This is a genomic window from Ornithinimicrobium jinqii, from assembly GCF_045032595.1.
GTDB lineage: Bacteria > Actinomycetota > Actinomycetes > Actinomycetales > Dermatophilaceae > Ornithinicoccus.
This window is the reverse complement of the sequence record NZ_JBJFZS010000023.1, coordinates 1-25,843: the sequence shown is the minus strand read 5'-3', so window position 1 is coordinate 25,843 and position 25,843 is coordinate 1. Positions and strand designations below refer to the sequence as shown.

The window sequence follows — 25,843 nt, the reverse complement described above, 5'->3', positions numbered from 1 at the left end:
CCATCCCCGGAGGTCGGCACCCGTATGTCAGTGGCCAGCAGCAGAGCGGCCGGCGCCCCCGTCCCGCGACCCACCGCCACCCGCGCCGTGCTGCGCCGCGGGCTCCGGGTCATCTGGATCGGCATCCGGCAGGAGCCGCGCCCCTTCCTGGTGGCCCTGCTTGGCGCCGTGCTGTGGGCGGGCGCCACCGTGGGGACGGCCGCAGCGATCGGGTGGGTCACCAACCACGTCGTGGAGCCCTCGGTGACGAGCGGCGAGGTCACGCCCGCAGGGCTGGGCACGATCCTGGGCGTGCTGCTGGCCGTGCTGACCGTCAACGTCATCGGTGTCATCCTGCGCCGTGTCTGGGCCACGATCGCCGGCTTCAACCTCCAGGCGCGCTACCGGCGCGACGTCACGCGGCAGTACCTCCGGCTGCCGCTGTCGTGGCACCACGCGCACCCCTCCGGCCAGCTGCTGTCCAACGCCCACGCGGACATCGAGGCGACCTGGCAGGTCTTCAACCCGCTGCCGATGGCCATCGGCGTCATCTTCATGCTGGTCATCGCCGGAGCGATGATGATCGTCGTCGACCCGTTGCTGGCCCTCGTCGGGCTCCTGGTCTTCCCCGGCCTGTTCGCCGCCAACCTGGTCTTCCAGCAGTTCATGGCCCCGCGGATCACCCTGGCGCAGCAGCTGCGAGCCGAGGTGGCAGAGGTGGCCCACGAGTCGTTCGAGGCGGGGCTGCTGGTGAAGGCGATGGGCCGCGAGGACCAGGAGGCCGACCGGTTCCGGGTCGCCACGCACGACCTGCGCGACTCGCTGGTCCAGGTGGGGCGCACCCGCGGCACCTTCGAACCGGTCATCGAGGCCATCCCCATCCTGGGCACGCTCGCGGTGCTCGGGGTCGGCACCTGGCAGGTCGCCGCCGGGGACCTCGTGGCCGCCGACGTCGTCCAGATGGCCTACCTGTTCTCCCTGCTGGCCTTCCCGGTCCGGGCCCTGGGCTGGGTCCTCGCAGAGCTGCCGCGCTCGGTGGTCGGGTTCGACCGGGTCCAGCACGTCCTGGACGCCGAGGGAGCCATGCGCTACGGCTCGGCGGTGGCACGCCGGGACGACGGTCCGGCCAGATCCTCCCTGCAGGACGTCAGCTACACGCACGCGGGGGAGGACACGCCGGCCATCCACGGGGTGACCCTGGACGTCCGCGCCGGGAGCACCACGGCCCTCGTGGGCCCGACCGGCTCCGGCAAGACCACCCTGACCAACCTGAGCCTGCGCCTGATGGACCCCGGGCAGGGCGAGGTGCTCCTCGACGGGACGGACGTGCGCGAGCTGGCGAAGGGCGAGATCCCAGCCGTCTCCACGCTCGTGGCCCAGCAGACCTTCCTGTTCGACGACACCGTGCGGGGCAACGTCACGCTCGGCGAGGACGCCGACGACGCATCGGTGCGGCGAGCACTGCGGATCGCCCAGGCCGACACCTTCGTGGCGGCACTGCCCGACGGGATGGACACCATGATCGGCGAGCGCGGCGGCACCCTGTCGGGTGGGCAGCGGCAGCGCATCGCCCTGGCCCGGGCCGTCTGGCGTGCACCGCGGCTCCTGGTCCTCGACGACGCCACGAGCGCGGTCGACCCCTCGGTCGAGCAGGCCATCCTCGCCGGTCTCCGCGAGGCCAGCACGGGGATGACGGTGCTCGTCGTCGCCTACCGGATGGCCACGATCATGCTCGCCGACGAGGTGGTCTACATCGAGCACGGCCGCGTGGTCGACAGCGGCCCGCACGCCGAGCTGGTCGAGCGGTGCCACGGCTACGCCGACCTCGTGCACGCCTACGCCAGGGAGGCGGCCGACCGGGCCGCCGTGGAGCGGTCGGAGGAGAGCGCATGAGCAGCCCAGCAGCAGGAGGAAGCAGGATCGAGGCCCAGAGCAGCCTCGGCACCTGGGCGACCCTGCGCCGCGGGTTCGAGCTGTCGCCGGAGCTGCGCCGAGGGCTGGGCCTGACGGTCCTGCTCGCCGTCGTCGCCACGCTCGGCAGGGTCCTCGTGCCCTTCGTCGTCCAGATCATCACCGACAACGGCATCCTCGCCGACGGCGGGCCGGACCTGGGGTATGTCGGGCGCGCCATCGCGATGGCCGCCGGCGTGGTCGTGCTCAGCAGCCTCGCGCAGTACCTCGTCAACGTCCGGCTCTTCACGGCGGCCGAGTCCGGTCTCGCCACGCTGCGCATGCGGGCGTTCCGGCACATCCACGACCTGTCGATGCTCACCCAGAGCACCGAACGGCGGGGCTCGCTCGTCTCGCGGGTGACCAGCGACGTCGACACGATCTCGATGTTCGTGCAGTTCGGTGGGCTCATGCTGCTGATCTCCGTCGCGCAGATCCTGCTCGCCACCCTGCTGATGCTCTTCTACAGCCCGGTGCTCGCGCTGGTCGTCTACCTGTGCTTCGTGCCGCTGGTGTTCCTCGTCCGGAGGTTCCAGCCGATGCTGGGGGCCGCCTACGGCACCGTCCGGACGCGCGTGGGCGACATGCTCGGAGCCATCAGCGAGTCCATCGTCGGCGCCGCGACCATCCGGGCCTACGGCGCGGAGGAGCGGACGGCAGAGCGCATCGACGCCGCGATCGAGACCCACCGGGCTGCGGCCGTGCGCGCCCAGATCAGGTCGGTGATGGCCTTCGTCTCCGGGCAGGCCTTCGCCGGCATCACCACCGCCGTCGTGCTCGTGGTCGGCACCGTGCTCGCGGCGAGGGGAGAGGTCACCCTGGGCCAGCTGCTGGCCTTCCTCTTCCTGGTCAACCTCTTCACCCAGCCGGTGCTGATGGCCACCGAGATCCTCAACGAGATGCAGAACGCGGTCGCCGGGTGGAGGCGGGTCATCGGCGTCATCGACACCCCGGCCGACGTCGCCGACCCCGGCCCCACCGGGGTCCACCAGGACCGCGGACCGATGACCGTGGAGTTCCGAAACGTGTCGTACGCCTACCCCGGCGGCGACCTGGTGCTGCGCGACGTCGACCTGCGCATCGAGCCGCACACGCGGGTGGCGGTCGTGGGCGAGACGGGGTCGGGCAAGACCACCCTCGCCAAGCTGCTCACCCGGCTCATGGACCCCACGGGGGGGCAGGTTCTCATCGACGGCGCCGACCTGCGCGAGCTCGCGTTCGCGTCCCTGCGCAGCCGCGTGGTGCTGGTGCCGCAGGAGGGCTTCCTCTTCGACGACGACCTGGCCGCCAACATCAGGTTCGCCCGCCCGGAGGCCACCGACGAGGAGATCGCGCTGACCGTCACCGAGCTCGGCCTGGACGCCTGGGTCGAGGCCCTCCCGCACGGGCTAGCGACCCGCGTGGGCCAGCGGGGCGAGTCGCTGTCGGCGGGTGAGCGGCAGCTCGTCGCCATCGCCCGGGCCTACCTCGCGGACCCCGACCTCCTCGTGCTCGACGAGGCCACCAGTGCGGTGGACCCCGCGACCGAGGTGCGGGTGCAGCGCGCGATCGAGGGACTCACCCGGGGCCGGACCTCGGTCGCCATCGCCCACCGGCTCTCCACCGCGGAGGCCGCCGACGTGGTGGTGGTCGTGGACCAGGGGCGCGTCGTGGAGCTGGGGCACCACCGTGACCTCGTGACCCGGGGCGGGGTCTACTCCCGCATGCACGCCTCGTGGGCGTCCCAGCAACGCACCGACGCGTGAACCGTCGGGCGGCGGCGGCGGTCCTCCTCGGCTGCGGGCTGCTGCTGCTCGCCGGCAGCCAGCCGTGGGTGCTGACGGTGCGCGAGCCGGCTCCCGGGTCGCTCCGGACGCGGGGCGAGGTCTCCGGCTCTGCGCTCACCCCGTGGGTGACCGCGCTGACCCTGGTCGCGGCCGCGGCGACCCTCGTGGCGCTCGGCAGCCGGCGCCGGTGGCCGCTCCTGCTGTCGACAGCCTCCCTTCTCGGCGTGTGCCTGGGCGTCGTCGTCACGGCGCTCGACCCGACGGCCGCGCCCGCCGTCGGGGCCACCGTCTCGAGCCGGACCACCGGGTGGCTCTGGGTCGGACTCCTCGCCGCCCTCCTCGCGACCGGTGGCGCGCTGCTCGCCACCGTCACCCCCAGGCCCACCCCCACCTCCGAACGCACCTCACCCGTCGGCGCCGCACCCTCGGCGGCAGCGCAGCGCCACGAGGCCGAGCGCCGGGCCAGCGAACGGGCCTGGCGCGAGCTCGGAGAGGGCCGGGACCCCACGGCGCCCGACTGACACGGGCGCGCCATACCGCACGGGGCCGCCACGGCGGGGCTGCGGGCTGGCACACTAGGGCGGACCACCCACCGGGCCCGGCGGCCCGCGCAGACGAGGAGCACCGATGCACGACGAGAACCACGGGTACAGCCCGGCAGCCTGGACCGGGGTCGCCATCATGCTGGTCGCGGCGACCGTCGGCTGCTACGCCGCTGTCTTCGGCCCCGCGTCCCTGATGTGGATCGGCATCGCGGTCTTCGTGGCGGGATCGCTCGTGTGGTACGCCATGGCCAAGGCCGGACTGGGGTCTGACGGGCCCCGTGCGCGTGCCCGGCGCGAGGCGCACACCGGCCGCTGACGGTCCCCGGCCACGCCCCCGGGGGACGGAGCACCGTCGGGCGGCGACTAGGCTGGGGGAGTGCCGACCGTCCTGGATCAGATCATCGAAGGGGTCCGCGCCGACCTGGCCGACCGCCGTGCCGCCCTACCGTTCGACGTCCTCAAGGAGCACGCGCTCGCTGCTCCGTCACCTCGTGACGCGCACGCCCGACTGAGCCCCCGTGAGGGCGTCCACGTGATCGCGGAGGTGAAGCGCAGCAGTCCCAGCAAGGGAGCTCTCGCCGCCGTCGCCGACCCGGCAGGGCTGGCCGCCGACTACGAGGCCGGGGGAGCCAGCGCGATCAGCGTGCTCACCGAGGGACGCCGGTTCGGCGGGTCGCTCGCCGACCTCGACGCGGTCCGCGCCCGCGTCGACGTGCCGGTGCTGCGCAAGGACTTCATCGTGGACCCGTACCAGGTCTGGGAGGCCCGTGCCCACGGGGCCGACCTCGTCCTGCTCATCGTCGCCGCCCTGGACCAGGACGTGCTCGTCGGTCTGCTGGAGCGGGTCGAGTCGCTCGGGATGCACGCGCTCGTGGAGGTGCACGACGAGGTCGAGGCCGAGCGGGCCGTCGCTGCCGGTGCGCGCATCGTCGGCGTCAACAACCGCAACCTCAAGACCCTCGTGGTCGACCGCGGCACCTTCGCCCGGGTGGCCCCCACGCTGCCCCAGGACGTCGTCAGGGTCGCCGAGTCCGGGGTGCGCGGGCCCTTGGACGTCATGTCCTTCGCCGAGGCGGGGGCCCACGCGGTGCTCGTGGGCGAGGCCCTCGTCACCGGACGCTCGCCGCGGGACGCGGTGGCGCAGCTGGTGGCGGCGGGCAACCACCCGGCGCTGCACACGCACGACGGTCAGCGGCCCGGGGGTGGTCGCGGGTGAGCACCGCCGGAGAGGTCGGGCGAGCGGTGGAGGGCAGGTTCGGCGACTTCGGGGGTCGCTTCGTGCCGGAGGCACTGGTCGCCGCGCTCGAGGAGCTGGACGAGGCGCGACGGGACGCCATGGGCGACCCCGACTTCGTCGCCGAGCTCGACCGGTTGCAGCGCGACTACACCGGCAGGCCAAGCCCACTGACGGAGGTGGGCAAGTTCGCCGAGCACGCCGGCCGGGCCCGGGTCTTCCTCAAGCGCGAGGATCTCAACCACACCGGCTCCCACAAGATCAACAACGTGCTCGGGCAGGCACTGCTGACGGTCCGCATGGGCAAGCGCCGCGTCATCGCGGAGACCGGCGCCGGACAGCACGGGGTGGCCACCGCCACCGCCGCCGCGCTCATGGGCCTGGAGTGCACCGTCTACATGGGCGAGGTGGACACCCGCCGCCAGGCGCTCAACGTCGCCCGGATGCGGCTCCTCGGTGCCGAGGTCGTGCCGGTGGCGACCGGCAGCGCGACCCTCAAGGACGCCATCAACGAGGCCATGCGCGACTGGGTGACGAACGTCGAGCACACCCACTACCTCCTCGGCACGGTCACCGGGCCCCACCCCTTCCCCACGATGGTCCGCGACTTCCACTCGGTCATCGGCACCGAGGCGAGGGCGCAGATGCTCGAGCGGACCGGCCGGCTGCCGGACGCCGTCTGTGCCTGTGTGGGCGGCGGGTCCAACGCGATGGGGATCTTCTCCGCCTTCCTCGGTGACGAGGCCGTCTCCCTCCACGGGTTCGAGGCCGGTGGCGAGGGTGTGGAGACCGGACGCCACGCCGCCCGCTTCTCGGGCGGGGAGCCAGGGGTGCTGCACGGCGCCGCCAGCTACGTCCTGCAGGACGAGGACGGGCAGACCCGCGAGACCCACTCGATCTCGGCCGGGCTGGACTACCCGGCCGTCGGACCCGAGCACGCCTACCTGCACGACACCGGCCGAGCCGTCTACGAGCCGGTCACCGACCGCGAGGCGATGGACGCCTTCTCCCTGCTGTGCCGCACCGAGGGGATCATCCCGGCCATCGAGAGCGCCCACGCGCTCGCCGGTGCCCTGCGCGTCGGGCGCACGCTGTCGGAGACCTCCTCCGAGCGCCCCCTCGTCCTGGTCAACCTCTCGGGCCGCGGTGACAAGGACGTCGACACCGCCGCCCGCTGGTTCGGGCTGGTCGACGGGGACGAGATCGTGGAGGCGGCACAGCTGAAGGCCGACGAACCGGTGGCCGAGGCCGAGGGGAGCGGTTGGTGAGCGCGCTCGACGAGGTCTTCCGCCGTTGCCGCGACGAGAACCGCGCAGCGCTGGTCGCCTACCTGCCGGCGGGCTACCCCGACCTCCAGACCTCCCTGGCGGCCGTCCGCGCCGTGGCCGAAGCCGGGGCCGACGTCGTCGAGGTGGGCGTGCCCTACACCGACCCCCTCATGGACGGCCCGGTGATCGAGAACGCGGCGCTGCACGCGCTCGCGCAGGGCTTCCGCTTCGCCCAGGTCTTCGACGTGGTCCGTGCGGTCCGGGAGGCCGGTGCCGTGCCGGTCGTCATGTCCTACTACAACCCGGTGCTGCACCACGGGCTGGAGCGGTTCGCCGACGAGCTCGCCGCCGCCGGCGGTGCGGGGCTGATCACGCCCGACCTCGTCCCCGACGAGGCGCAGGCATGGCGTGCGGCCGCCGACGCGCACGGGGTGGACCCGATCTTCCTGGTCGCTCCCAGCTCGGGCGACGAGCGACTGCGGATGACCGTGGAGGCCTGCCGCGGCTTCGTGTACGTCGCCTCGACGATGGGCGTGACGGGGGCGCGCTCCGCCGTGGGCGGCGCCGCGGTCGGGCTGGTCGAGCGCACCCGCGCCGTCACCGACCTGCCGCTGTGCGTGGGGCTGGGCGTCAGCACCGGTGCCCAGGCCGCGGAGGTGGCCGGCTTCGCCGACGGGGTCATCGTCGGGTCCGCGCTCGTCCGTGCCCTGGGGCAGGACCCCTCCCTGGAAGCCCTGCGCGCGCTGACCGCCGAGCTGGCAGCCGGGGTACGGCGGTGAGCGAGCCCGCCCCGCCAGGCTGGTCCCGGTGGGCAGGGCTCGTGGCGCGACTCGTGCTCGGAGGTGTCCTGCTCGTCGCGGGGCTGCTCAAGATCGGCGACCTGACCGGGTCGGTGCAGAGCGTCCTGGCCTACGAGCTGTTCTCCTACCCGGTGGCACGCTTCGTCGGCACGGTGCTGCCGGTCGTCGAGGTCGCCGCCGGCCTCCTCCTGGTCGTCGGACTGCTCACCCGGGCCTCGGCCGTCGTGGGTGGAGTGCTCATGCTCGCCTTCGTCGCAGGCATCGCCTCGGCCTGGAGCCGTGGGCTCGCCATCGACTGCGGGTGCTTCGGCACGGGCGGCCCGGTCGACCCCGACGACACCCGCTACCTGACCGAGATGCTGCGCGACCTCGGTCTGCTCGCCCTCGCGGCCTGGCTCGTCGCCCGGCCGCGCACCCCCTGGTCCGTCGACGGACTGCTGACGAAAGGTCGCTGACATGCCACGCCCCCCCGCACCCCAGGTCACGCCGGTCAGGTCCGGCGGTCCGTCGATGGCCCTCATCGGCGGCGTCGTCGTCCTCATCGTGGCGCTGATCGCGGCGCTCGTCTGGGCTGCGGCCCGCGGCAGCGACCTCGACGCGGCGGGATCCTCGAACGCGCTGGAGAACGGTGGGGGCATCAGCGTCGGGCCGGGCCGCGACGCGGACGTCCCCCAGATCCAGGTCTACGAAGACTTCCAGTGCCCCTGGTGCGGCGTCCTCGAGGGGTCCATCGGCGAGGGGCTCACCGAGAGGATCGCGGCGGGCGAGATCAACGTGACCTACCAGATCATGTCCTTCCTCGACGGCTCGCTGCGCAACGACTCCTCGACCCGCGCCACCAACGCCGCCCTGTGCGCCGACGACGCAGGGGCGTTCCTGCCCTTCCACGCCGCCGTCTACGCCGGTCAGCCGCAGGAGGAGGGCGTCGGGTTCACGGACGAGCAGCTGCTCGGGTGGGGCGAGGACTCGGGCATCACGGGCGACGCGCTGGAGACCTTCGCGTCGTGCACCGAGAACCTCGAGCACGCGGACTACGTCGAGGCCATGCAGCAGCGCGCCAACGAGGACGGGGTCACCGGCACCCCGACCGTGGTGATCAACGGCGAGACCATCAGCAACGAGGAGATGCAGGCCCTCATGGGGGACCCGAGCGCCCTGGACGGCGTCATCGAGGCCCACTCCTGATGCCGGGCCTGCCGGCAGGCCTCGTGCCGTCGACCGCCATCCCCAGCCCCGAGGACGCGGTCTGGTGGCTCGGTCCGCTGCCCCTGCGCGGCTACGCCATGGCGATCCTGCTGGGGATCTTCGTGGCCCTGTGGATGACCTCGCACCGGTCGCGGGCCCGGGGCGGCACGGGCCAGGAGATCTACGACGTCGCCGTGCCGACCATCGTCCTGGGCATCATCGGAGGCCGGCTCTACCACGTCGTGTCCAGCCCGTGGCCCTACTTCGGCGAGGACGGCAACCTGTGGGACGCCGTCAAGATCTGGGAGGGAGGACTGGGGATCTGGGGGGCGGTGGCCCTCGGCGCCCTCGGCGCATGGTGGGGAGCGCGTCGCCACGGACACGTCTTCGTCGACCTCCTCGACGCGGCCATCCCCGGGCTGCTCGTGGCCCAGGCCCTCGGACGGTGGGGCAACTGGTTCAACAACGAGCTCTACGGCGGCGAGTCGGACGCGCCGTGGGCCGTCCAGATCCACGACATGTCCGGGGGTCAGGCCGTGCGGGACGCCGACGGCGAGGCCGTGGTGCTCGGCACCTTCCAGCCGATCTTCCTCTACGAGTCCCTGTGGTGCCTGGTGGTCGCCGTCCTCATCCTGCTGGCCGACCGGCGGCTCCGGCTGGCCCGTGGGCAGGTCTTCGGCCTCTACCTCATGGGCTACACCCTCGGGCGGTTCTTCTTCGAGATCATGCGCACGGACCCGGCACAGCTCGTCCTGGGGCAACGGGTCAACGTCTGGGTCTCGGTCGCCATCTTCGCTCTCGGTCTGGCCGTCTACCTGTGGCGGGGCCGGGTCGGCGACCTCCCTGCGCGGGGCCCGGCCGCGGTCGCGCAGAGCACCTCCTAGCGTCCCGCGCACCCCTGCGGGCACGACTAGGCTGTCCCCCATGCGTCGCGCCAAGATCGTCTGCACCCTCGGCCCAGCAACGTCCAGCTACGGCCAGATCGAGGCCCTCGTCCGGGCGGGGATGGACGTCGCCCGCCTCAACCTCTCCCACGGCTCGCACGACGAGCACTACCAGCGCTACATGGACATCCGCCGCGCCGGTGACGCCACCGGGCACGCGGTGGCGGTGCTCGCCGACCTGCAGGGACCCAAGATCCGCACCGGTCGGTTCGTGGGCGGACCGGTCACCCTGGCCCCCACCGACACCTTCACGATCACCACGCGGGCGGTCCCCGGATCGCAGAGCGAGGTCAGCACGACCTACGCCGGGCTGCCCGGTGACGTCCACGTGGGTGACGACCTCCTCATCGACGACGGCAAGGTCCACCTGCGCGCCACCGCCGTGACCGACACCGACGTGGTGACCGAGGTCGTCGTGGGCGGCGAGGTGTCCAACAACAAGGGCATCAACCTGCCCGGCACGGCCGTCAGCGTCCCGGCCATGTCGGACAAGGACGAGGAGGACCTGCGCTGGGCGGTGCGCACCGGCGTCGACTTCGTTGCCCTGTCCTTCGTCCGGTCGGCCGCCGACTACGACGACGTGCGCACGATCATGGAGGACGAGGGCCGGGTGCTGCCGGTCATCGCCAAGATCGAGAAGCCCCAGGCCGTCGAGAACCTCGCCGAGATCGTCGAGGCCTTCGACGGCATCATGGTCGCGCGCGGCGACCTCGGGGTCGAGCTGCCGCTGGAGCTGGTGCCGCTGGTCCAGAAGGACGCCATCGAGATGTGCCGCGAGAAGTCCAAGCCGGTCATCGTCGCCACCCAGGTGCTGGAGTCGATGATCGAGAACCCCCGGCCGACCCGCGCCGAGGCCAGCGACTGCGCCAACGCGGTTCTCGACGGTGCCGATGCCATCATGCTCTCGGGAGAGACCTCGGTGGGTGCCTGGCCGATCCGGGCCGTGGAGACGATGGCCAACATCATCGCGAGCACCGAGGACCACGGTCTGCACCGCATCGCCGGCATCCAGACCCGGCCCCGTACTCCGGCGGGAGCGGTGACGCGGGCGGCGATCTCCATCACCGAGGCCCTCGACTCCGTCAAGTACCTGGTGACCTTCACACAGACGGGTGACACCACGCAGCGGATGGCGCGGATGCGTCCGGCCGTGCCGATGCTGGCCTTCACCACCGAGCAGTCGACCCGGTCCAGGCTCGCCCTCACGTGGGGGGTCGAGACCTTCCTGGTCCCGTTCGTCTGGCACACCGACCAGATGGTGATGCAGGTCGAGGAGGCGCTGCTGCGCGAGCGACGGTGCAAGCGCGGCGACCTCGTGGTGATCGTCGCAGGCTCCCCTCCCGGGGTCTCGGGCACCACCAACGCCCTGCGTCTGCACCGCGTGGGCGACGCCGTCTTCGGACGAGCGCCGGCCTACAACGACGACCCCGTCGTGTGAGGCCGGCACGGACCGGGAGGGTATGCTGTCCCGGTCCGTGGACCTCCCACGCCGGGGTGGTGGAACGGCAGACACGGGGCACTCAAAATGCTCTGCCCGCAAGGGCGTGCGGGTTCAAGTCCCGCTCCCGGCACGTCGCACGCTCCGGTCCGGACTGGCACTGGTCGGAGTTCCGCCCGCACAGATAGGCTGCCTTCCGTGACCGACGCGAAGACCCCGACCACGGACCCAGGCGAGACGGCAGAGACCCCTGCCGACCCGTCGCTCGAGACGGCGACCCCCATGTCCGGGGCCCACGCCGAGGGCGGGCTGCGGATCCTCCTGGCCGAGGACGAGGCGCTCATCCGCATGGACCTGGCGGAGATGCTCACCGAGGCGGGGCACGAGATCGTCGGTCAGGCCGCCGACGGCGAGCAGGCGGTGGCCCTGGTCCACGAGACGCACCCCGACCTGGTCGTCATGGACATCAAGATGCCCGGGATGGACGGCATCTCCGCGGCCGAGCAGATCGGCAAGGAGGGCCTTGCCCCCGTCGTGATGCTCACCGCGTTCTCCGACAAGAACCTGGTCGAGCGGGCGCGTGACGCCGGGGTGATGTCCTACGTCGTCAAGCCCTTCAGCGCCGCCGACGTCCTGCCGGCGATCGACATCGCCCGCGCCCGGTGGTCCGAGCGCAAGGCGCTGGAGTCCGAGGTCGCCGACCTGGGGGAGCGGTTCGAGACCCGCAAGCGGGTCGACCGCGCCAAGGGGCTGCTGATGGCACAGCTCAAGCTCACCGAGGGTGACGCGTTCCGCTGGATCCAGAAGGCGGCCATGGACCGTCGGCTCTCCATGCGCGAGGTCGCCGACGCCGTCATCGCCGGGATGCCCTCGAAGTAGTGTCTGCGCTCACCCGAGCGCCGAGACCAGGCTGACGAGCACCGGCGCGACCAGCAGAGCCGGCAGCAGGTCCGCGACCGGGATCTGCCTGATCTGCAGCAGCCGGAAGGCGATCCCGACCAGGAGCAGCCCCCCGACGGCCGTGAGCGCTGCCACGTGGGCGTCCGGGACGACCGCGCCGAGGGTGACGCCGAGGAAGGTCAGGCCGCCCTGCACGACGGCCACCGAGACGGCCGACAGCAGCACGCCCACACCGAACGTCGAGGCGAACGCCACGGAGGCGAAGAAGTCGAGGGCCGACTTCAGCACCAGCTGGTCGATGCCCCGGCCCAGCCCGTCGGACAGCGAGCCCAGGATCGTCAGCGGTCCGACGCAGAACAGCAGCGACGCGGTGAGCCAGCCCTCGATGAAGCGCTCACGCTCCGCGTGTCCGTGCTCGCGCCCGTCACCCGTCCTCGCGACCCACCGCTGCACGAGGCCGGCCAACGACTCGAGCCGCTCCTCCAGACGCAGGAGCGTTCCGACGATCCCCCCGAGGAGCAGGCTGCCCAGCACGATGAGCACGGGCACGCCGGACCCGACGGCTTCCTCCAGCGCGGGCGACGTGACGTCGAGGGCCGAGAGGCCGGCGACCAGCAGCGTCACCAGACCGAGACAGTCGGTGACCACGTCCCGCACCCGGGACGGCAGCCGATGGCCGGCGACCATGCCCAGAGCGGCTCCGACCAGCACCGCCACCACGTTGACCACGGTCCCGAGACCGGGGAAGGCACCATCCATGGCGCACAGCGTAGGCGTGAGGCTCAGGCCCCCGGCGGTCGGTCCCGCAGGGCGCAGGTCAGCCTCGACGTGCACACACGACGTCCCTCGTCGTCGGTCACGACGATCTCGTAGCAGGCGATGGATCGCCCCAGGGACAGGGGTGTGGCGACGGCGGTGACGAACCCGTACCGGACGGCGCGGTGATGGGTCGCACTGAGGTCCACCCCGACCGCGATCCGTCCCTTCCCGGCATGCGTCGCGGCCGCCAGCGAGCCCACGGTCTCGGCGAGCGCCGCCGAGGCGCCTCCGTGCAGAAGCCCGTAGGGCTGGGTGTTCCCTGCCACCGGCATCCGCGCGACCGAGCGCTCGGCGCCCACCTCGAGCACCTCGATACCCATGCGTCCCGCCAGCGAACCCGCGAGCATGTCCGGGGTCAGGCCGAGAACCTCCGGGAGGAGGCCGGGCGGAGGGACGGGGTGGGGGCTGTCGGTCATGGGACATAGGCTGCCAGAGTGAGTCGACTGCTGCTGCTGGACGGACATTCGCTGGCCTACCGTGCGTTCTACGCCCTGCCCGTGGAGAACTTCTCCACGACGACGGGGCAGAGCACCAACGCGGTCTACGGCTTCACCTCCATGCTCATCAACGTCCTGCGTGACGAGGCACCCACCCACCTGGCCGTCGCCTTCGACGTCTCACGGCAGACGTTCCGCACCGAGCAGTACGCCGAGTACAAGGCGGGCCGGGCCAGCACGCCGAGCGAGTTCGTGGGGCAGGTCGACCTCGTCAAGGAGGTGCTCGACGCCCTGCGCATCAGCCACGTCGAGGTCGACGGGTTCGAGGCCGACGACGTCATCGCGACCCTGACCTCGCAGGGGCGCGAGCAGGGGATGGAGGTGCTCATCTGCTCCGGCGACCGCGACGCCTTCCAGCTGGTCGACGAGCTCACCACGCTCCTCTACCCGGTGCGCGGGGTCTCCGAGATGTGGCGGATGACCCCGGAGAAGGTGGAGGAGAAGTATGGCGTGCGCCCCGAGCTCTACAGCGACCTCGCCGCGATGGTGGGGGAGTCCTCGGACAACCTGCCGGGCGTGCCCGGCGTCGGACCCAAGACCGCCGCCAAGTGGCTGGGGCAGTACGGCGACCTCGCCGGGATCGTCGACCACGCCGACCGGCTGACCGGCAAGGCGGGGCAGGCGCTGCGCGACCACCTCGACCAGGTGCTGCGCAACCGCCGACTCAACCAGCTGGTGGGTGACGTCGACCTCCCGGTGAGCATCGACGACCTCGCGGTGCGCGGCTGGGACCGCGAGGAGGTCCACCGCGTCTTCGACGGCCTCGAGTTCCGCGTCCTGCGCGACCGCCTGTTCTCCACCCTGGAGTCGGCCGAGACCGAGGCGGAGGAGGGCATCGAGGTCGCCGGTCGCAGTCTTGGTCCGGGAGAGCTCGGCCCGTGGCTGGACGAGCACGCCGGCGTGGGGGCCAGGGTGGCGCTCGTCGTCCACGCGGGACCGCGGACGACAACTGGTCCGGGGGAGGCGACAGCGGTGGGCCTGGCCGGTGCCGAGCACGCCGCCTACGTCGACCTCCTCGACCTGGACGCGGACGGTGAGCGCGCGCTGGCCAACTTCCTTGCCGATGCCGGGCGGGAGAAGGTGCTGCACGACGCCAAGGGGCAGCTCCGCTCTCTCGGGTCCCGCGGTCTGCCCGTGCGCGGGGTGGTGAGCGACACGGCGCTCGCCGCCTACCTGGTGCGACCGGACCAGCGCTCCTACGACCTGGCGGACCTGGCCCTGCGCTACCTCAGGCGCGAGCTGCGCCTCGACGACGAGCCGGACGGGCAGGGCCAGCTCGAGCTGGGCCTCGGTGAGGAGCCGGGGGACCCGGCTGCGGCCCGCTCGGCGATGGTCCACGCCCGGGCGGTCCACGACCTGTCGATCGCGCTGGACGACGAGCTGTCCGACGAGGAGGAGCAGTCCTTGCTCCGGGACGTCGAGCTCCCGCTCGTCGAGGTGCTGCTGGGCATGGAGCAGGCCGGCATCGCCGTCGACCTCCCCGCGTTGGAGCGACTGGAGGCGGAGTTCGCCGACGCCATGGCGCAGGCGCAGCAGGACGCCTGGGACGCCATCGGCGACGACACGGTCAACCTCGGCTCGCCCAAGCAGCTGCAGGTGGTGCTCTTCGAGACCCTGGCCCTGCCCAGGACCCGTCGTACCAAGACCGGCTACACGACCGACGCCGACGCCCTCGCCGCGCTCCACGCCCAGACCGAGCACCCGTTCCTGGGGGCGCTCCTGCGGCACCGGGACGTGACCCGGCTCAGGGTGACCGCGGAAGGACTGATCAAGTCGGTCGCGGACGACGGACGCATCCACACGACCTACCAGCAGACCATCGCCGCCACCGGGAGGTTGAGCTCGACCGAGCCCAACCTGCAGAACATCCCGATCCGGACCGAGGAGGGGCGTCGGATCCGCGAGATCTTCGTGGTGGGCCGCGACGCGGACGGGCCCTTCGAGTCGCTCATGTCCGCCGACTACAGCCAGATCGAGATGCGGATCATGGCCCACCTGTCCGGGGACGAGGGCCTCATCGAGGCCTTCCGCACGGGGGAGGACCTGCACCGGTTCGTGGGGTCCCGCGTCTTCGGCGTCGAGCCGGGTGAGGTGTCGCCGGCCATGCGCTCCAAGGTCAAGGCGATGAGCTACGGCCTGGCCTACGGGTTGTCCGCCTTCGGGCTGTCCAAGCAGCTGGGCATCTCGACGGGGGAGGCCAAGGAACTGATGGACGAGTACTTCGAGCGCTTCGGGGGGGTGCGCGACTACCTGCGCGACGTCGTCGCCGAGGCACGGCGCAGCGGCTTCACCGAGACCCTGCTCGGCCGACGCCGCTATCTGCCCGACCTCACCAGCGACAACCGCCAGCGGCGGGAGATGGCCGAGCGGATGGCGCTGAATGCACCCATCCAGGGCTCGGCGGCCGACCTCGTCAAGGTCGCCATGCTGCGCACGGAGGAGGCGCTGCGTTCTGCCGGTGTCCGGTCCCGGATGCTCCTGCAGGTGCACGACGAGCTCGTGCTCGAGATCGCCCCGGGCGAGGCCGCAGAGGTGGAGGGGATCGTCCGCGAGCAGATGGGCGCCGCCGCCACCCTCACCGTGCCGCTCGACGTCAGCGTCGGGGTCGGTCGGAGCTGGCACGAGGCGGCCCACTGACCGAGCGGCATCAGCTCGCTGAGGTTGCCGTAGGGGCAGGTCGCGGAAGGGTAACGATGTGGGCACAATCCCTGGTCGGCGTCGATCGAACCCTTGTGCCGGTCATCCGGGGGACCTACGTTCAGGGCACACGGTGACGGCAGGACGTCGTCACCACGACCCTGAGGAGCAACATGAGCTCAACCTCTCTTCGTTCGCGCAGGTCCGTGACCACCCGCGCGCTCGCCGCGGTCGCCGCCTCGTCTCTCGTGCTCGCGGCCTGCGGCAACGGGGACGACGACACTGCGGGGGACGACACCGAGACGGACGACAGCACCCAGAGCCAGCCTGCCGCTGGGGGCGCCGAGGGCGACCTGACCCTCAAGGTCGGCACCGTCCTGCCCCAGACGGGCAACCTCGCCTTCCTCGGCCCGCCCGAGGAGGCCGGTGTCTCGCTGGCGGCCAAGGAGATCAACGACGCCGGGCTCGGCATCACGGTCGAGGTCACCTACGGCGACTCCGGGGACACCGACAACAAGGCCTACGCCACGACCGTGCCGCAGCTGCTGTCCGCCGGCGTGAACGTGATCGTGGGTGCTGCCTCGTCCGGCGTCTCCAAGCTCTTCATCGACGAGGTGACGGGGGCCGGCGTGCTGCAGATCTCGCCCGCCAACACCTCGCCGGACTTCACCGACTGGGACGACGACAACCTGTACTGGCGCACGGCCCCCTCCGACCTGCTCCAGGGCGACGTCCTGGGCAACCTGGTCGCCGAGGACGGCAACCAGACGGCCTCCATCCTCTACATCAACGACGCGTACGGCACCGGCCTGGAGAGAGCCTTCACCGAGGTCTTCGAGGCTGCCGGCGGCGAGGTCGTGGCCAGCGAGTCCTACAACACCGGTGACACCACCTTCGACGCCCAGATCAGTACCCTGACGGCGGCGAACGCCGACACCATGGTGCTCATCACCTTCGACGAGGCTGTCACGATCGTCCCCGCACTCAGTGCGGCCGGCGTGGACACCGGCAACCTGTACTTCGTCGACGGAAACCTGAAGAACTACGGCGACCAGCTCGACGCCGGCATCCTCGAGGGCTCGAAGGGCACCCTGCCCGGTCCGGCCCTGGAGGACGACTTCCAGACCCGCCTCAACGAGAACTGGGAGGCTGAGGGCAACGACCCCCTGGAGGACTACTCCTACGCCGGTGAGTCCTACGACGCCGTGGTCCTGAACGCGCTGGCCGCTCTGGCCGCCGGCTCCGCCGAGGGCGCGGACATCGCGAGCAAGATGCAGGAGGTCTCCGGAGGTTCCGGCGGGGGCGAGAAGGCGACCGACGTCGCCACGGCCCTGCAGATCGTCGTCGACGGCGGCGTGGTCGACTGGGACGGCCCGTCCGGTCCGATCACCTTCGACGAGAAGGGTGACCCGACCGAGGCCACCATCGGCATCTACCAGTACGACGCCGAGAACATGTACGCGCGCCTCAACTGACGCGCTGCACCTCGGGCACGACACGAGGCCCCGTCCACCACAGATGGTGGGCGGGGCCTCGTCGTACCCGCTGCGACCGGGGCTACTGCCCGAGCGTGCCGAGGTAGAGGCTGATGACCTTGGGGTCGTGCAGGAGCTCGCGGCCGGAGCCGGTGTAGGCGTCCCGACCCTGGTCCAGCACGTAGGCGCGGTCGCAGATCTGGAGGCAGCGCCGCGCGTTCTGCTCCACCATGACGACGGTCACCCCGGCCTTGTTGATGTCCGAGACCCTGATGAAGGCGTCGTCCTGCCGCACGGGCGACAGGCCCGCGGACGGCTCGTCGAGCAGGAGCACGTGCGGATCCATCATCAGGGCGCGGGACATCGCCACCATCTGCCGCTCACCGCCGGACAGGGACCCCGCGCGCTGCTTGAGGCGGTCCTTGAGGACGGGAAAGACCTCGAGCACGAACGCCAGCCGCTCGGGGTAGGCCCTGGGGCGCTGGTACAGCCCCATCTGCAGGTTCTCCTCGATGCTCAGCGTCGGGAAGACGTTCTCCGTCTGGGGGACGAAGCCCACCCCCTTGGCCACCAGCTCGTTGGCGCGCAGGTTGGTGATGTCCTCGCCGTGGAGCAGGACCTGACCCTCGCGCACCTTCACCAGCCCGAAGATGGCCTTGAGCAGGGTCGACTTCCCGGCGCCGTTGGGGCCGATGATGCCGACGATCTCACCCTCACGAGCTGTGAGGTTGGTGTTGTGCAGGATGTTGATGCCAGGCAGGTAACCGGCCGTGACCGAGGCCACCTCGACCACGAGGGGCCGATCGTCGGCGGTGTCGGTGGAGGACGTGGCTCCGGGGCGGTGCTCCGGTGCAGGGTGTTGTGGCCCGGGGTGCTCAGACATGCTGCCCCTCCTCGGGCTGGTGACGACCGGTGATCACGCCGAGGTCGGCGTCGTGGTGGCTGCCCAGGTAGGCGTCCACGACAGCCTGGTCCCGCATGACCGTCTCCGGCGGACCCTCGGCGACGACCTTTCCCTCTGCCATCACCACGACCCAGTCGGCGATGTGGCGCACCATGTGCATGTCGTGCTCGACGAAGAGCACCGTCATACCGTCCCGCTTCAGCCCGATGATGTGGTCGAGCAGCGACTGGGTGAGCGCGGGGTTCACCCCCGCCATCGGCTCGTCCAGCAGGACGAACTCTGGGTCGGTCATGAGGGCGCGAGCCATCTCGAGGAGCTTGCGCTGCCCCCCGGACATGGACGCCGTGTAGTCGTCCTTCTTCTCGAGGAGCTTGAACCGCTCGAGCAGCACCAGCGCCCTGGCCTCGATGGCCTTCTCCTGGTCGCGCCAGAGGAAGGGGAAGATCGCCGCCAGCATCCGCTCGCCCCGCTGGCCGGTCGCGCCCAGCTTCATGCTCTCCAGGACCGTGAGCCGGGCCAGGACCTTGGTGAGCTGGAAGGTGCGCACCTGCCCCATCCGCGCGGTCTTGAACGCCGGGATGCCCGCCAGGGCCGTGCCGTTGAAGGACCACGCCCCCGTGTCCGGCTTGTCGAACCCGCTGAGCAGGTTGAACAGGGTGGTCTTTCCGGCACCGTTGGGCCCGATGAGGGCGGTGATGGCGTTGCGCGGGATCTCCAGGTGCTCGACGTCGACCGCGGTCAACCCGCCGAAGGTGCGGCTGATGTGGTCGGCCACCATGATGGGGTCGACCTTGGCCACGCCCGGGGCGACGTCGCCCTCGTGCAACCCGGTCGACTTCTCCGGGGTCAGGCTGGGAACGACGTCGTCGTCCGCGAGGATCCCGTGCTCCGGTTCGGAGGAGGTGGGGGGCTGGTCACTTGACAAAGGTCATCTCCTTCTTGTTCCCGAGCAGTCCCTGAGGTCGGAAGGCGACGAGGAGCATCAGCATGAGGCCGACCAGGATGTAGCGGAGAACCCCCGCCTGCACCGGTGAGATGGGCAGGGTCCCCTCCGCCGCCAGGGCGGGCAGCAGTCCTGAGAGGAAGGCCAGCATCGCCCAGTACAGGACCGCACCGAGGACCGGGCCGAAGATCGTCGCGGCACCACCGAGCAGGAGCGCCGTCCAGACGAAGAACGTCAGGCTGGTGATGTACACGGACGGGACGACCGCCGACGGCAGCGACAGCACGACGCCGCCGAGAGCCCCGAAGATCCCACCGACGACGAGGGCCTGCATCTTGTACAGGAAGACGTTCTTGCCGAGCGCCCGGACCGCGTCCTCGTCCTCCCGGATGCCCTTGATCACCCGGCCCCACGGGCTCCGCATCAGCAGCCAGGTGATGAGCACCGCGAGCGCCACGAGCAGGAAGCCGAAGATGCGCACCCACCACTGCTCGTGGTTGTACTGCCAGGGGCCGAACCCGTAGTCGCCAGGAGGAAGCGGGTTGGCGGCACGGAAGCTCGCGTGGTAGTTGCCCAGTCCGTCCGCGGAGTTGGTGTACTCGTCGAAGGCCTGCGTGGTGAAGAGCAGGCGGACGATCTCGGCGGCCGCGATGGTGACGATCGCCAGGTAGTCCGCACGCAGACGCAGGGTCGGGATGCCCAGGATCAGGGCGAAGACGACAGAGCCCACGACCGAGACCATCATCGCCGCCCACCACGGGAAGCCGAAGCTCAGGATGGAGATGGCGTAGCCGTAGGCACCGATGGCCATGAACCCGGCCATCCCGAAGTTCAGAAGCCCGGCGTACCCGAAGTGGATCGAGAGCCCGATGGCGGCGAGCGCAAAGGCGATCGTCTCGGCCGACATCATGAACGCCAGCGTGTTGGTGAGGATAGCTCCCCAGTCCATGTCAGCCCACCTATCCGATTCGTTCGCGTCGTCCGAGGATGCCCTGCGGGCGGACCAGCAGGACGAGGATCAGCACCAGGAGGGCACCGACGTACTTCATGTCGGAGGGGATCCACAGCGTCGAGATCTCCACGAGGATCCCCACGACCAGCGCACCGATGAGGGCCCCGAAAGCGGTGCCGAGGCCGCCGAGGGTGACAGCGGCGAACATCAGCAGGAGCAGCTGGGTGCCCATGTCCCACTTGATGCCGGGCCGGAAGTAGGCCCAGAGGATGCCGGACAGCCCGGCGAGGGCACCGGCGAGGATCCACACGTAGTTGGTCACCCGGTCCACGTCGATGCCGGTGGCCGCGGCCAGCGAGCGGTTGTCGGAGATCGCCCGGGTGGCCTTCCCGACGCGGGTGTAGAGCAACCACCACGCGACGAGACCGAGGATGGCCACCGAGACCCCCATGCTCACCATGTCGACGGTGGACAGCCGGACCGGCCCGAGGATCTGGTGCTTCGGCCCACCGATGCCAGGGAGCTGGTGGGTGCCACCGCCGATGAAGAACTGGAAGATGTAGCGGAGGAAGAGCGACAGACCGATCGACAGGATCATGACCTGGACCAGGCCCACTCCGCGCTTCCGCAGGGGTTTCCAGACCGCGACGTCCAGTCCCCAGCCGAACGCGGCGCTCAGGAGCACCGCCAGCGGGATGGCGATCCACAGGCTCAGCCCCTGGAAGACCGCCAGCGCCAGGACGGCGATCGCGCCGAACGTCACCATCTCGGCGTGCGCGAAGTTGCTCAGCCCCGTCGTGCCGAAGACGAGAGACAGGCCGATCGCGGCGAGGGCGAGCATCAGACCGAAGTTGACGCCGTTGACCAGCCGTTCGACGAACTGGTCCGAGAAGCTGACGGTCTCCCGCACCCCCTCGCCCAGGAAGAAGTTCACCGGCCGGAACGACTGCGCGCCGAACTCGGTCGGGCGCGGGTTCTCCCCGTCGACGACGATCCCCTCCGGCAGGGTGCTCTCGTCGAGGAAGATCTCGTAGGTGGCCTCCCGGTCCGTGACCTCGATCCGGAACTGGCCCCTCTCGTCCGTCAGGCCCTCCTCCTCGAATCCCTCACCGGTGACCACGATGCGGACGTCAGCCAGCGGCTCGCCGTCGTACTTGACGTTGCCGGGGATGGTGTAGACGGTGTCGGTAGCCTGCACAGAGGTGGGGACGAGCACGAGGAAGAACGTCGCCAGCAGGAGCCAGAGCAGCTGTCCGGGGCGCTGGGCACGACGGACGTCCCGGGTCGAGGAAGCGTACGGCACTTCTCCTCCAAACCTGGTGGGTCACGGTCACGGGTACGCTGCGTCGCTGCGAGCGTGGGGGAAGCATAGGCGAGGCTGGGGTCGCGCGGAACAGGCTCGTGCTCCAGCGTGTCCACATCGTGATCTAGCAGGTCGGGGACGGACCCGTGGTGCAGACCAGGATGACGGTTCCGGGGATCAGCTCCCCGCGGAGCCGGCTCCACCCGCCCCAGACGTGGTCGCGGTCGGCAGGCCACTCCGGCTCGACGAGGTCGACCAGGCACAGGCCGGCCTGCGTCACCGCGCGCACCAGGTCGCCGAGGGTGCGGTGGTGCTCGCTGTAGGTCGCCCGTCCCCCCGCGGTCTCCTCGACGTAGGCGCGCCGGTCGAAGTAGGAGTGGGCGACCGTCAGCCCCTCCGGCCCCGGGTCGTCGAGAAAGGCCCACCGCAGGGGGTGGGAGAGGGAGAAGACGCAGCGACCGCCGTCCCGGAGCACGCGGCGCCACTCGCGGAGCGCCCGGTCGAGGTCCGGGACGAAGGAGAGCACGCCGTGCGCGGTGAAGACCACGTCGAAGGAGGCGTCGGCGAGGGGGAGCCGGGCCCCGTCGCACTGGAGGTAGGCCGCACCCGCGCGGTGCGGCATACCCGTGTCGATCCGACGACCCACCCGCAGCATCCCGCCGGAGACGTCGGTCGCCAGCACCCGCGCCCCCTGTGCGGCACACCAGCGCGACCCCTGCCCGGCCCCGGCACCGACCTCGAGCACGTCAGCGCCCTCGAGCGGTCCGAGCAGCCCGAGCTCGGCCTCGGTCCACCCCTCCGGTCCCCACGTCAGCTCGGCGTCGCCGAGGAAGTCACCGTGCTCGGCGTAGTAGGCGTCGGCCTCGGCGTCCCACCAGGACCGGCCGGCGCGGACGGCGTCGTCGTGCGCCACCGTGCGCCGGGTGACCCGGTCGGGCGACGGGGGGGTGGTCACCAGGTCAGTCTGGCAGCCCGGCGTCGTCCCCGGCAGCGCTTTGACCCGGGTGGGCCGGACGGATAGGCTGGCAGGGCGCGTCGCGTGCGCTCGTGCGTGCCTGTCTCGCGAAACCACAGTTACACATCCGTCACTCATCCTGTCCACAATCGGAGCCCCTACTACATGACTGCCACCACGGCCGACAAGGCCATCGCCCAGATCGCGATCAACGACATCGGATCTGCGGAAGACCTGCTCGCGGCGATCGACGCGACGATCAAGAACTTCAACGACGGAGACATCGTCGAGGGGATCATCGTCAAGGTCGACCGGGATGAGGTCCTGCTCGACATCGGGTACAAGACCGAGGGTGTCATCCCCTCGCGCGAGCTGGCCATCAAGCACGACGTCGACCCCTCCGAGGTCGTCTCCGTCGGCGACCAGGTCGAGGCGCTCGTCCTCCAGAAGGAGGACAAGGAAGGTCGCCTGATCCTGTCCAAGAAGCGCGCGCAGTACGAGCGCGCCTGGGGCTCGATCGAGAAGGTCAAGGAGGAGGACGGCGTCGTCACCGGCACCGTCATCGAGGTCGTCAAGGGCGGCCTGATCCTGGACATCGGCCTGCGCGGCTTCCTGCCCGCCTCCCTCGTCGAGATGCGTCGCGTCCGTGACCTGCAGCCCTACGTCGGCAAGCAGATCGAGGCGAAGATCATCGAGCTGGACAAGAACCGCAACAACGTGGTCCTGTCCCGTCGCGCCTGGCTGGAGCAGACCCAGTCCGAGGTCCGCACCACCTTCCTCAAGGAGCTGCAGAAGGGCCAGGTCCGCTCCGGCGTGGTCAGCAGCATCGTCAACTTCGGTGCCTTCGTGGACCTCGGTGGCGGCGTGGACGGCCTCGTGCACGTCTCCGAGCTGTCCTGGAAGCACATCGACCACCCGGGCGAGGTCGTCGAGGTCGGTGACGAGGTCACCGTCGAGGTCCTCGACGTCGACATGGACCGCGAGCGTGTCTCGCTGTCGCTGAAGGCGACGCTCGAGGACCCGTGGCAGACCTTCGCGCGCACCCACGCCATCGGCCAGGTCGTGCCCGGCAAGGTCACCAAGCTCGTCCCGTTCGGTGCGTTCGTGCGCGTCGAGGACGGCATCGAGGGCCTCGTGCACATCTCCGAGCTGGCCGAGCGCCACGTGGAGCTGCCGGAGCAGATCGTCACCGTCGGTGGCGACGTCTTCGTCAAGGTCATCGACATCGACCTGGAGCGCCGCCGCATCTCGCTGTCGCTCAAGCAGGCCAACGATGCCGTCACCGGCGACTTCGACCCGACCCTCTACGGCATGGCCGCGGAGTACGACGAGGCGGGGAACTACAAGTACCCCGAGGGCTTCGACCCCGAGACCAACGAGTGGCTCGACGGCTTCGAGACCCAGCGCGAGAAGTGGGAGACGGAGTACGCCGCCGCCCACGAGCGCTGGGAGGCCCACAAGACGCAGGTCGAGAAGGCTGCCGAGGCCGGCACCGACGAGGGTGGTGTCGAGGTCGCCCCCGCGACGACGACCACGTCATACTCCTCCGACTCCGAGGAGGCGGCCGGCACGCTGGCCTCCGACGAGGCGCTCGCCGCACTGCGGGAGAAGCTGACCGGTCACTGAGCACCGGCTCGACGAGCACGGCAGGGCCCGTCTCCCCTCGGGGAGGCGGGCCCTTCCGCGTGCTGGGTTTGTGCCGCTACGGCAGGTCGTGACACCGTGGACGGTCGTCCCCTTCCCCCGATGTCCCCGAGGGCTGATCTGCCGTGTCTGCACCCGTGACCAACACCCCGCCGGACCAGCGGTACGCCCGCTCCCCGAAGGCCTGGGTCTTCTATCCGTCGATGGCCGTCATCGCGCTGTTCGTCGTCCTCACGCTCGCCCTCCCCGAGCGCTTCGCCCAGTTCGTCTCCGACGGCAACACCGCCGTGATCAACGGGCTGGGGTGGTACTACGTCCTCATCGTCACCGGCTTCGTGTTCTTCGCGGTGTGGATGGCCGTGGGGCGGCGCGGGGACGTCGTCCTGGGTCGCGACGACGAGCCCGCCCAGTTCGCCATGGGTTCCTGGTTCGCGATGCTCTTCGCCGCGGGCATGGGGATCGGTCTGGTCTTCTGGGGTGTCGCCGAGCCACTGTGGCACCTCGCCGCACCGCCGCCGGACGTGGCCTCCGGCACCGAGGAGGCCGTCGCGCAGTCGGCGATGAACCGCACCTTCCTCCACTGGGGACTGCACGCCTGGGCGATCTACGTCGTCGTGGGCCTGGCGATGGCGTATGCCGTCCACCGCAAGGGCCGCCCGGTCAGCATCCGCTGGGCCCTGGAGCCGCTCCTGGGCGACCGGGTGCAGGGCTGGCTCGGCAACGTCATCGACGTGGTGGCGATCGTCGGCACCGTCTTCGGGGTCGCCACCTCGCTCGGTTTCGGTGTCGCCCAGGTCGCCGGTGGTCTGGACTTCCTCGGGATCGCCGAGGACACCGCGGGACTGCAGGTCGGCCTCATCGCCGGCATCACCGCCATCGCCACGATCTCGGTCGTCTCCGGTGTCGACAAGGGCATCAAGTGGCTGTCCAACCTCAACATGGGCCTGGCCGTCGTGCTGCTGCTCGCCGTGCTGCTCCTGGGGCCGGCCACGCTGTTCGTGCTACGCGAGTTCGTCCAGTCGTTGGGCTCCTACCTGCAGAACTTCTTCGGCCTGAGCTTCCGCACCCTGCCGTTCTACGGCACGGACGGCGAGTCCTGGCTCGGCGGGTGGACCACCTACTACTGGGGCTGGTGGATGAGCTGGGCGCCCTTCGTCGGCATCTTCATCGCCCGCATCTCCCGCGGGCGCACGGTGCGAGAGTTCGTCGCCGGCGTGCTGCTCGTCCCGACCCTGGTGACCTTCGTCTGGTTCTCGGTCATGGGCGGCACCGCGCTGTGGGAGCAGCGCTTCGGCGGCGGCTCGCTCATCGACGACGACGGTGGCGTCGCGACCAACGTCGCTCTCTTCCAGATGCTCGAGCTCGTTCCCGGCACCGCGATCCTGTCCGGGCTGGCGATCCTCGTCATCGTCGTCTTCTTCGTCACCAGCTCCGACTCGGCGTCGTTCGTGGTCGACATGATCTCCCACGGCGGCCACCCCGATCCTCCGGTCTGGTCCCGGGTGGTGTGGGCGGTGGTCGAGGGCCTCATCGCGGCCGTCGTCATCCTTGCCGTCGGGGCCGAGCTCGGCCTCACGGCCCTGCAGGTGCTGGCCATCCTCGTCGCCGCGCCGTTCAGCGTCGTCATGGTGCTGATGTGCGTGGCGACCGCGAAGGCGCTGGGTGCTGAGGCGCGCAGCGCGGCCCGCCTGGAGCGGGCCGCGCT

General features: G+C 70.9%; 23 protein-coding genes and 1 tRNA gene. 17 read left to right on the top strand and 7 right to left on the bottom strand.

Annotated elements, in window-relative coordinates:
• Nucleotides 1-30: 30 nt before the first annotated feature.
• The 13 genes from ACI3ET_RS11340 to ACI3ET_RS11280 all read left to right on the top strand — a co-directional run bounded on the left by ACI3ET_RS11340 (nt 31) and on the right by ACI3ET_RS11280 (nt 11,988).
• Nucleotides 31-1,872: an ABC transporter ATP-binding protein gene (locus tag ACI3ET_RS11340; RefSeq protein ID WP_405033155.1), complete on the top strand. Its 1,842-nt coding sequence runs from the start codon at nt 31-33 to the stop codon at nt 1,870-1,872.
• The gene (locus tag ACI3ET_RS11335) at nt 1,869-3,674 is read left to right on the top strand and encodes an ABC transporter ATP-binding protein (protein ID WP_405033154.1); all 1,806 of its coding nucleotides are present in this window, start codon (nt 1,869-1,871) and stop codon (nt 3,672-3,674) included. The genes ACI3ET_RS11340 and ACI3ET_RS11335 overlap by 4 nt, the downstream gene beginning before the upstream one ends.
• Nucleotides 3,671-4,216 (top strand): Trp biosynthesis-associated membrane protein, encoded by a 546-nt coding sequence (locus tag ACI3ET_RS11330; RefSeq protein ID WP_405033153.1) that lies wholly within the window; start codon nt 3,671-3,673, stop codon nt 4,214-4,216. The genes ACI3ET_RS11335 and ACI3ET_RS11330 overlap by 4 nt, the downstream gene beginning before the upstream one ends.
• Nucleotides 4,217-4,322: 106 nt before the next feature.
• Nucleotides 4,323-4,556: an HGxxPAAW family protein gene (locus ACI3ET_RS11325; protein ID WP_405033152.1), complete on the top strand. Its 234-nt coding sequence runs from the start codon at nt 4,323-4,325 to the stop codon at nt 4,554-4,556.
• A 60-nt stretch (nt 4,557-4,616) separates the two neighbouring features.
• The gene (gene trpC / locus ACI3ET_RS11320; protein WP_405033151.1) at nt 4,617-5,456 is read left to right on the top strand and encodes an indole-3-glycerol phosphate synthase TrpC; all 840 of its coding nucleotides are present in this window, start codon (nt 4,617-4,619) and stop codon (nt 5,454-5,456) included.
• Nucleotides 5,453-6,742 (top strand): tryptophan synthase subunit beta, encoded by a 1,290-nt coding sequence (trpB, locus tag ACI3ET_RS11315; protein WP_405033150.1) that lies wholly within the window; start codon nt 5,453-5,455, stop codon nt 6,740-6,742. The genes trpC and trpB overlap by 4 nt, the downstream gene beginning before the upstream one ends.
• Nucleotides 6,739-7,521, top strand: coding sequence for a tryptophan synthase subunit alpha (trpA, locus tag ACI3ET_RS11310; RefSeq protein ID WP_405033149.1), 783 nt, complete (start codon nt 6,739-6,741; stop codon nt 7,519-7,521). Before trpB ends, trpA begins: the two co-directional genes overlap by 4 nt.
• Entirely contained in the window at nt 7,518-7,997 is a 480-nt protein-coding gene (locus ACI3ET_RS11305; protein ID WP_405033148.1) for a MauE/DoxX family redox-associated membrane protein, read from the top strand. Before trpA ends, ACI3ET_RS11305 begins: the two co-directional genes overlap by 4 nt.
• 1 nt (nt 7,998) lies before the next feature.
• Nucleotides 7,999-8,727 (top strand): DsbA family protein, encoded by a 729-nt coding sequence (locus tag ACI3ET_RS11300; protein WP_405033147.1) that lies wholly within the window; start codon nt 7,999-8,001, stop codon nt 8,725-8,727.
• Between the two features lie 23 nt (nt 8,728-8,750).
• Nucleotides 8,751-9,611 carry a prolipoprotein diacylglyceryl transferase gene (lgt, locus tag ACI3ET_RS11295; RefSeq protein WP_405033146.1) on the top strand — a complete coding sequence of 287 codons (861 nt, stop codon included), beginning with the start codon at nt 8,751-8,753 and terminating at the stop codon, nt 9,609-9,611.
• A 40-nt stretch (nt 9,612-9,651) separates the two neighbouring features.
• Complete coding sequence (gene pyk / locus ACI3ET_RS11290) at nt 9,652-11,109, top strand: pyruvate kinase (RefSeq protein ID WP_405033145.1); 1,458 nt, start codon at nt 9,652-9,654, stop codon at nt 11,107-11,109.
• A gap of 50 nt (nt 11,110-11,159) precedes the next feature.
• Nucleotides 11,160-11,242 (top strand) — tRNA-Leu (locus ACI3ET_RS11285).
• A 149-nt stretch (nt 11,243-11,391) separates the two neighbouring features.
• The gene (locus ACI3ET_RS11280; RefSeq protein WP_405033195.1) at nt 11,392-11,988 is read left to right on the top strand and encodes an ANTAR domain-containing response regulator; all 597 of its coding nucleotides are present in this window, start codon (nt 11,392-11,394) and stop codon (nt 11,986-11,988) included.
• Between the two features lie 9 nt (nt 11,989-11,997).
• Here ACI3ET_RS11280 and ACI3ET_RS11275 read toward each other — a convergent pair whose 3' ends face one another.
• Together ACI3ET_RS11275 and ACI3ET_RS11270 are read right to left on the bottom strand one after the other, a co-directional pair.
• The gene (locus tag ACI3ET_RS11275; protein ID WP_405033144.1) at nt 11,998-12,768 is read right to left on the bottom strand and encodes a DUF554 domain-containing protein; all 771 of its coding nucleotides are present in this window, start codon (nt 12,766-12,768) and stop codon (nt 11,998-12,000) included.
• Nucleotides 12,769-12,791: 23 nt separating this feature from the next.
• Nucleotides 12,792-13,244 carry a PaaI family thioesterase gene (locus ACI3ET_RS11270; RefSeq protein ID WP_405033143.1) on the bottom strand — a complete coding sequence of 151 codons (453 nt, stop codon included), beginning with the start codon at nt 13,242-13,244 and terminating at the stop codon, nt 12,792-12,794.
• An 18-nt stretch (nt 13,245-13,262) separates the two neighbouring features.
• On the opposite strand from ACI3ET_RS11270, the gene polA reads away from it, so the two are divergent.
• Together polA and ACI3ET_RS11260 are read left to right on the top strand one after the other, a co-directional pair.
• Nucleotides 13,263-15,962 (top strand): DNA polymerase I, encoded by a 2,700-nt coding sequence (gene polA / locus ACI3ET_RS11265; protein WP_405033142.1) that lies wholly within the window; start codon nt 13,263-13,265, stop codon nt 15,960-15,962.
• Between the two features lie 173 nt (nt 15,963-16,135).
• Nucleotides 16,136-17,437 carry an ABC transporter substrate-binding protein gene (locus ACI3ET_RS11260; RefSeq protein ID WP_405033141.1) on the top strand — a complete coding sequence of 434 codons (1,302 nt, stop codon included), beginning with the start codon at nt 16,136-16,138 and terminating at the stop codon, nt 17,435-17,437.
• Nucleotides 17,438-17,519: 82 nt separating this feature from the next.
• On the opposite strand, the gene ACI3ET_RS11255 is transcribed toward ACI3ET_RS11260, so the two are convergent.
• The 5 genes from ACI3ET_RS11255 to ACI3ET_RS11235 form a co-directional block, all read right to left on the bottom strand.
• Nucleotides 17,520-18,320, bottom strand: a complete 801-nt coding sequence (locus ACI3ET_RS11255) for an ABC transporter ATP-binding protein (RefSeq protein ID WP_405033140.1) — start codon at nt 18,318-18,320, stop codon at nt 17,520-17,522.
• Entirely contained in the window at nt 18,313-19,119 is an 807-nt protein-coding gene (locus ACI3ET_RS11250) for an ABC transporter ATP-binding protein (RefSeq protein WP_405033194.1), read from the bottom strand. Before ACI3ET_RS11250 ends, ACI3ET_RS11255 begins: the two co-directional genes overlap by 8 nt.
• A gap of 136 nt (nt 19,120-19,255) precedes the next feature.
• Nucleotides 19,256-20,233 (bottom strand): branched-chain amino acid ABC transporter permease, encoded by a 978-nt coding sequence (locus ACI3ET_RS11245; RefSeq protein ID WP_405033139.1) that lies wholly within the window; start codon nt 20,231-20,233, stop codon nt 19,256-19,258.
• Nucleotides 20,234-20,243: 10 nt separating this feature from the next.
• A complete protein-coding gene (locus ACI3ET_RS11240) occupies nt 20,244-21,539 on the bottom strand; it encodes a branched-chain amino acid ABC transporter permease (RefSeq protein ID WP_405033138.1) in 1,296 nt (431 codons plus the stop codon).
• A 124-nt stretch (nt 21,540-21,663) separates the two neighbouring features.
• Nucleotides 21,664-22,494, bottom strand: a complete 831-nt coding sequence (locus ACI3ET_RS11235; RefSeq protein ID WP_405033137.1) for a class I SAM-dependent methyltransferase — start codon at nt 22,492-22,494, stop codon at nt 21,664-21,666.
• Nucleotides 22,495-22,659: 165 nt separating this feature from the next.
• Here ACI3ET_RS11235 and rpsA point away from each other — a divergent pair, with 165 nt between their 5' ends.
• Entirely contained in the window at nt 22,660-24,120 is a 1,461-nt protein-coding gene (rpsA, locus tag ACI3ET_RS11230) for a 30S ribosomal protein S1 (protein WP_405033136.1), read from the top strand.
• Nucleotides 24,121-24,275: 155 nt separating this feature from the next.
• Nucleotides 24,276-25,843 (top strand): BCCT family transporter (locus ACI3ET_RS11225; RefSeq protein WP_405033135.1); only part of this gene is annotated, 1,568 nt, incomplete at its 3' end.